Origin of the sequence: Rhodovulum sp. (genome assembly GCF_011048875.1) — a bacterium.
GTDB lineage: Bacteria > Pseudomonadota > Alphaproteobacteria > Rhodobacterales > Rhodobacteraceae > Rhodovulum > Rhodovulum tesquicola.
The window spans coordinates 1-5,858 of the sequence record NZ_DSDD01000008.1; the positions used below are offsets into that span (position 1 = coordinate 1).

General features: G+C 68.4%; 7 protein-coding genes and 1 pseudogene. All 8 read left to right on the forward strand.

The features are described 5' to 3' along the window. Positions 1 to 121: pseudogene (locus ENN83_RS00155) on the forward strand (IS481 family transposase); the annotation flags it as partial. 22 nt (positions 122 to 143) lie between these two features. Then, the gene (gene casA / locus ENN83_RS00160; RefSeq protein ID WP_287182635.1) at positions 144 to 1,610 is read left to right on the forward strand and encodes a type I-E CRISPR-associated protein Cse1/CasA; all 1,467 of its coding nucleotides are present in this window, start codon (positions 144 to 146) and stop codon (positions 1,608 to 1,610) included. Next, positions 1,600 to 2,094 carry a type I-E CRISPR-associated protein Cse2/CasB gene (gene casB, locus ENN83_RS00165; RefSeq protein ID WP_287182638.1) on the forward strand — a complete coding sequence of 165 codons (495 nt, stop codon included), beginning with the start codon at positions 1,600 to 1,602 and terminating at the stop codon, positions 2,092 to 2,094. The genes casA and casB overlap by 11 nt, the downstream gene beginning before the upstream one ends. Then, a complete protein-coding gene (gene cas7e, locus ENN83_RS00170; protein WP_287182642.1) occupies positions 2,091 to 3,155 on the forward strand; it encodes a type I-E CRISPR-associated protein Cas7/Cse4/CasC in 1,065 nt (354 codons plus the stop codon). The genes casB and cas7e overlap by 4 nt, the downstream gene beginning before the upstream one ends. Next, entirely contained in the window at positions 3,155 to 3,847 is a 693-nt protein-coding gene (gene cas5e / locus ENN83_RS00175; protein WP_287182645.1) for a type I-E CRISPR-associated protein Cas5/CasD, read from the forward strand. The genes cas7e and cas5e overlap by 1 nt, the downstream gene beginning before the upstream one ends. Further along, positions 3,844 to 4,518 carry a type I-E CRISPR-associated protein Cas6/Cse3/CasE gene (cas6e, locus tag ENN83_RS00180; RefSeq protein ID WP_287182649.1) on the forward strand — a complete coding sequence of 225 codons (675 nt, stop codon included), beginning with the start codon at positions 3,844 to 3,846 and terminating at the stop codon, positions 4,516 to 4,518. Before cas5e ends, cas6e begins: the two co-directional genes overlap by 4 nt. Then, positions 4,515 to 5,459, forward strand: coding sequence for a type I-E CRISPR-associated endonuclease Cas1e (gene cas1e / locus ENN83_RS00185; RefSeq protein ID WP_287182652.1), 945 nt, complete (start codon positions 4,515 to 4,517; stop codon positions 5,457 to 5,459). Before cas6e ends, cas1e begins: the two co-directional genes overlap by 4 nt. A 3-nt stretch (positions 5,460 to 5,462) precedes the next feature. Beyond that, positions 5,463 to 5,750 carry a type I-E CRISPR-associated endoribonuclease Cas2e gene (gene cas2e, locus ENN83_RS00190; protein ID WP_287182655.1) on the forward strand — a complete coding sequence of 96 codons (288 nt, stop codon included), beginning with the start codon at positions 5,463 to 5,465 and terminating at the stop codon, positions 5,748 to 5,750. The last annotated feature ends 108 nt before the right edge of the window (positions 5,751 to 5,858 follow it).

Sequence of the window (5,858 nt, forward strand, 5' to 3'; positions counted from 1 at the left end):
CAACCAGCAGCTCCCGCAATCAGCCCTCGGCAGCAAACCGCCCTTGCAGGCGATGCAGGATTGGCACAAACTCAAGCCGGAGTTGTTCAGGAAACAACCTTACTACCTTCCGGGATGTGACAATTACGAGCAGAGTCTTTGGCATGCCCCTCAATTTGATCGAAAACCCTTGGATTCCGGTTCTTTGTGCCAATGGCGCGCGGCGGGTGATTGCGCCCTGGCAGATGGCCGAACCGGGCATCCTGCGCCCCGACTGGCCGCGCCCCGACCTGAACGTCGCCTGTTACGAATTTCTGATCGGTCTGGTGTTTCTTGCCGACCCACCCGCGAACAATGGCGAATGGCAGCGTCGGGTTTCCCCCGATCCGCAGCGCCTGCGGGACCGACTCGCCCCCCTTGCACCGGCCTTCAATCTGTTGGGTGCGGGGCCGCGGTTCCTTCAGGATCTGGAAAATCTGGCCGGTCCGGCGAACCCGGTCGACATGCTTTTCATCGACAGCGCAGGCGCGAACGCCGAGAAGAACAATGCCGACCTGATCGTTCACCGTGGCCGCTACCCGCGGATTGATCTGCCGCTTGCAGCCATGACGCTCTACGCTTTTCAGGCCCACGCCCCGGCGGGAGGGGCGGGAAACCGCACCTCGATGCGCGGCGGCGGACCTTTGGTGACGCTGGTCGATCCGGGTGGGGGCCTGTGGCCGCTGATCTGGGCCAATACGCCGTGCGGCGCGCCCGGAAAACCGGATGACCTGCCCTGGATGCGGCCGACGAGACTCTCCGACGCGGGGCAGCAGACATTGCCGCCCGAGGGTCGGGTCTTCGGGGCCGAGGCGTTCTTCGGCATGCCGCGTCGGCTGCGCCTGATCGGCGATGACGAAGGGGTTACCGGGGTCATCCAGAAACCATGGGGGACCAATTACGCCCTCTGGAAACATCCGCTCAGCCCCTATTACCGCATGAAACCCGGCCAGGAATGGCTTCCCAAGCATCCGCGCGCGGGGCATTTCGGCTATCGCAACTGGCTGGGCATCGTGGCGCAGGAGGTGGGCAGCGAAACATCGGAACGCTCGCTGTCGCTGCGCGACTGGGCAGAGCGCGGCGGCGAGGCCACCGTCATCGTCGCGGGCTGGGCCATGGACAACATGAAGCCACGCGATTTCACGCTATCGGTTCAACCCCTTCTGACCCTGTCCGACGAGGCCAGGGACTGGCTGGCGGGCATGATCCTTGCGGCCGAGGCGGCCGGGGTCGCGCTGTGCGAGGCGCTAGAGCCCGTTCTGGCCAAAGGCGAGGCGCGCGAGGCCGAGCGGGAGGCGTTCTTTGCCCTGACCGAGGATCGTTTTCTTCGCCATGTCCAGGCGCTGAAATCCGGGGGTGACCCGCGGGACGCGTGGCTTGCCGACCTGCGCGGACAGGCCCTGCGGCAGTTCGATGCGCTGACCGAGCCGGGGCTGGATCAGCGCGAAACCGAGCGGATCGAGCAGTTCGTCGAAGCGCGGAAAAAACTGGCAGGCGCGTTCGCGGGCTTTGACAAGCGCGGGCGGGACATCTTCACCCATCTCGGGATGGAGCCTCCCGCAGCGAAGAGGAGAAAACGGCATGAGCGATAACGGCAAGACGCCGAGGGCCATCGCCCTTCGCTGGTGGAGCACGCATATCGGCGCGCGCGACAGCGCCGCGGCCCGGGCGCTGGCGGCCCGGCTCAGGCGGGCGGCGCCGATGGCGGTGCTCTGTGAACCGGCCGTACAGGATCTGGCGCGGGCGTTGGGGATAGGTCCCGGTCGGGCGGGCGAAATCGTCCGGCTCGCCGGTCTGCTGGCCGAGCTGCGCGAGCATGATGGCGCAACGCTCGCCCGGCGTCTGGGCGGGGCGGACCCGGTGCTGTCCAGGCTGCGGTTCCAGCGCCTGATGCGGGCCGAGGGCGAGGAACTGACCGCGCTTCTGCGCCGCGCCATCGTCATGGCCGACCGGCGCTGCAACGTCGGCGTGCTGGCCAATGACCTGTTGCACTGGGAGACCGCCCGGCCGCACTGGTGCTTTCACTATTTCGGGGCCGAGGCGCCCGGGGACGAATTGAAGGAGACTATCGAATGAGTACCTTTCTGCAATTCCATCTGCTGACCAGCTATGGCCCCTCGAACCCGAACCGCGACGACCAAGGCCGCCCAAAACAGGCGATGGTCGGCGGCAGCCCGCGGCTGCGGATGTCCTCGCAATCGGTCAAGCGCGCCCTGCGCGAAAGCACCTTTTTCGCGCTGGACCTCAAGGACGCCATGGGCACGCGCACCAAGCGGCTTTGCGAAAAACTGGCCGCGCATCTGATCGCGCAGGGCACTGAAGAGGCGGTAGCCCGGGACGCCGCCGCGCAGGTCGCCGCGATCTTCGGCAAGCTGGATGCCCCCAGGAAGGGCGAGGAACTCCGGCTGGCGACCACGCTGGCCTTCATCTCGCCCGAGGAATGGCAGTTGGCCGAGGAACTGGCGTGCAAGATCGTCGCAGGCGACGACCTGCCCATGGGAAAGGATCTGAAAAAGCTGGTCCTGCGCCGGGCCGATGGCGCCGTGGATATTGCCATGTTCGGCCGGATGCTGGCCGATGATGCCGATTTCAACCGCGACGCGGCGGTGCAGGTCGCCCATGCCATCACCACCCATCCCGCACAGGCCGAGGAGGACTGGTATTCGGCGGTGGACGACCTGAACAAGGCCGAGGAGACCGGCGCGGGCCATCTGGGCGAAACCGCCTTCGGGTCGGGGGTCTATTACCAGTATGTCTGCGTGAATTGCGACCTGCTGATCGCGAACCTTGCGGGCGACCGGGACCTGGCAGCAAGGGGGACCGAGGCGCTGGCACGCGCCATCGCCCAGACCGCCCCGCGCGGCAAGCAGAACAGCTTTGCCCACCATCCGCGCGCCCATTTCATGCTGGCCGAGACCGGGCCGCAGGCCCCGCGCGACCTGTCGGGCGCCTTTTTCGAGCCGGTCAGGAAACCGCCCTTCCTTGACAATTCCGTGGCGGCGCTGACCCGGACCCGCACGGATATCGACGCCGCCTATGGCCGGGCATGGCAGGCCGAGTGCGTGCTGCATGTCGGTGTCCGCGGGACGCTGGACGAGATCGTGCGCTTTGCGGGCGATGCGGTTCGGGGGGCGTGATGCAACCTTATCTGGTGTTCAGCCTGACCGCCACGCTTGGTGCGATGGGCGAACTGGCCGGGCATGAGCGGCGCGGTTCGCTGTCCTGGCCGGGGCGCTCGTCGATCCTCGGGCTGTTTGGCGCCGCCATGGGGATCGACCGGCGCGGCGATTTCTCCGCTCTGGATGCGCTGGATCTGGCGGTGGCGGTCTTCGACACGGGCGCCCCCTTGCGCGACTACCATACGGTCCAGACCGTGCCGTCGGCGGCCGCGAAACGGCCCAATTCGCGCCCCGAGGCGCTTGCCGCAGCGCGCGGACGGACCAACACCACGATCACCCTGCGCGATTACCGGGCGGGGGTGTTTTATGGGGTTGCGGCCTGGGGCGAGGGGTTGGAGGCGCTCGCGGCCGCCCTGAACCGCCCGTATTACACGCTCTATCTTGGCCGCAAGTCCTGCCCGCTTGCAGCCCCGCCCGGGGCGAAACTGGTCACGGCCCAAAGCCCCGAGGCCGCGCTGGCGCATCTGACCCTGCCGCCCTGGCGCTCTGCAGGGACGGCCACGGCCCGCATCCTGATCTGCGATGCGACAGGGGACGACCCGGTTCAAGAACAGGTCCATGACGTTCCGCGCGATCGCGCGCTCTGGCATTTCGCGCCCCGTCGCGTCGCGGTCCGTGACGTCACGATCACCATGGTAGGCGCGCCATGAACCTCTTTCTCAGCCGGATCCGCCTGTCGCGCAGCCCCTCGGCGCAGGCGCTCGCGGGGCTCCTGAACCCGTCCGACGCCGGGCCGCGCCGGTCGGCCCATCACAGGCTCCTCTGGGCGGCCTTCGCAGATGGCCCGGACCGCCGCCGCGATTTCCTGTGGCGTGAAGATCGGGACGGGACGTTCCTGACCTTGTCGGAACGGCCGCCCCAGCCGATGGACCTGTTCGAACCGCACGAGGTCAAGGACTTCGCGCCGGTGCTGGCGCCCGGCCAGAGGCTCGACTTCGTGCTGCGCGCCAATGCCACGCGCATGAAACGCGAAGGCGGCCGCCGCGTCGATGTCGTGATGGACGCCCTGCACGGCCTGCCCAGGGGCACGCGCGCCTCCGAACGGATGGCAGCCGCCGGGCGCGAAGGCGCGGCATGGCTCGCCCGCCAGGGCGAGGCGGCGGGCTTCCGTATCGTCTCGGCAGAGGCGGGCGACTATTCCACCGTGGCGCTTCCCGATCACCGCGGCCCGCGCAGGGGCCAGCCGCAATTCGGCATCCTCGACCTCGAGGGCCGTATCGAGGTGACCGACCCCGAGGCCTTCCTGGCGCGGCTGGCCCATGGCTTCGGCCGCGCCAAGGCGTTCGGCTGCGGCCTGATGCTGATCCGCCGGGCCGTATGAGCGGGAGCGGCCTCCCCGGCCTGCCGCCGCCGCGGCCGATTCCGCTGAAGGACCGCGCCTCGCTGGTCTTTGTCGAACATGCCCGGCTCGACGTGGCCGACGGCGCCTTCGTCGCGCTCAATGCCGATGGAACGCGCACCCAGATCCCCGTCGGCGGTCTGGCCGGGATCATGCTGGAACCCGGTGCGCGCATATCGCATGCGGCCGTCGCGCTGGCGGCGCGGGTCGGCACGCTGATCACCTGGGTCGGCGAAGGCGGCGTGCGGCTCTACTCGGCCGGCCAGCCGGGCGGGGCGCGCTCGGATCATCTGCTCTGGCAGGCGTCGATTGCGCTCGACGCTGCCGCGCGTCTCAGGGTCGTGCGCAAGATGTATGCCATGCGCTTCGGCGAGGCCGCACCCTCGCGCCGGTCCATCGACCAGCTTCGCGGGATCGAGGGCGTGCGGGTCCGCGAATCCTATGCGCTGCTGGCCCGGCAACATGGCGTGGACTGGAAACGCCGCGCCTATGATCCCTCGGACTGGCAGGCCGGCGACATTCCCAATCGTTGCCTCTCGGCCGCCACCGCCTGCCTGCATGGCCTGACCGAGGCCGCCGTCCTGGCCGCAGGCTATGCCCCGGCCATCGGCTTCCTTCATAGCGGCAAGCCGCTCTCCTTCGTCTACGACATCGCCGACATCTTCAAGCTCGAGACCGTCGTCCCCGAGGCGTTCCGGATCGCGGGCCAGGCCGCGCGGGGCAAGCTCGACATGGTGCCCGAGCGCGCGGTGCGTCTCGCCTGCCGCGATGCCTTCCGGCGCACCGGGCTTCTGGGCCGCATCATCCCCGCCATCGAAGAGGTTCTGTCCGCCGGCGACCTGCCCCGCCCCGAGCCGCCGCCCGAGGCACTTCCTCCCGCCTTTCCCGGTGCCGCGCCCTCGGGCGATCCGGGGCACAGGTGATCCATGCTGGTCGTGGTCGTCTCGAATGCCCCGCCGCGGCTGCGCGGTCGGCTTGCCGCCTGGCTGGTCGAAATCCGCGCAGGCGTCTATGTCGGCAACTATTCCGCCCGCACCCGCCAGATGATCTGGGACCAGGTCCTGGCCGGGCTGGATACCGGCGATGCGGTCATGGTCTGGAAAGCCCCCACCGACCAGGGCTACGATTTCCTGACCGCCGGCACGAACCGGCGGATGCCGGTGGAGTTCGACGGCCTGAAGCTGGTCAGCTTCCTCCCCGAGAAACCCCGGTGACGGCCAGAAAAACGCCCTGGTGATCGGTACGCTCTTTGACATCGTGAATTTTTCGGTAGATCAATGCCCTGCAACAAGACTGTTCCCCGCCCACGCGGGGATGACCCG

What these genes read in the sequence shown, in the direction of transcription:
- casA (WP_287182635.1), top strand. Translation starts at nt 144, where the DNA reads ATGCCCCTCAATTTGATCGAAAACCCTTGGATTCCGGTTCTTTGTGCC.
- casB (WP_287182638.1), top strand. Translation starts at nt 1,600, where the DNA reads ATGAGCGATAACGGCAAGACGCCGAGGGCCATCGCCCTTCGCTGGTGG.
- cas7e (WP_287182642.1), top strand. Translation starts at nt 2,091, where the DNA reads ATGAGTACCTTTCTGCAATTCCATCTGCTGACCAGCTATGGCCCCTCG.
- cas5e (WP_287182645.1), top strand. Translation starts at nt 3,155, where the DNA reads ATGCAACCTTATCTGGTGTTCAGCCTGACCGCCACGCTTGGTGCGATG.
- cas6e (WP_287182649.1), top strand. Translation starts at nt 3,844, where the DNA reads ATGAACCTCTTTCTCAGCCGGATCCGCCTGTCGCGCAGCCCCTCGGCG.
- cas1e (WP_287182652.1), top strand. Translation starts at nt 4,515, where the DNA reads ATGAGCGGGAGCGGCCTCCCCGGCCTGCCGCCGCCGCGGCCGATTCCG.
- cas2e (WP_287182655.1), top strand. Translation starts at nt 5,463, where the DNA reads ATGCTGGTCGTGGTCGTCTCGAATGCCCCGCCGCGGCTGCGCGGTCGG.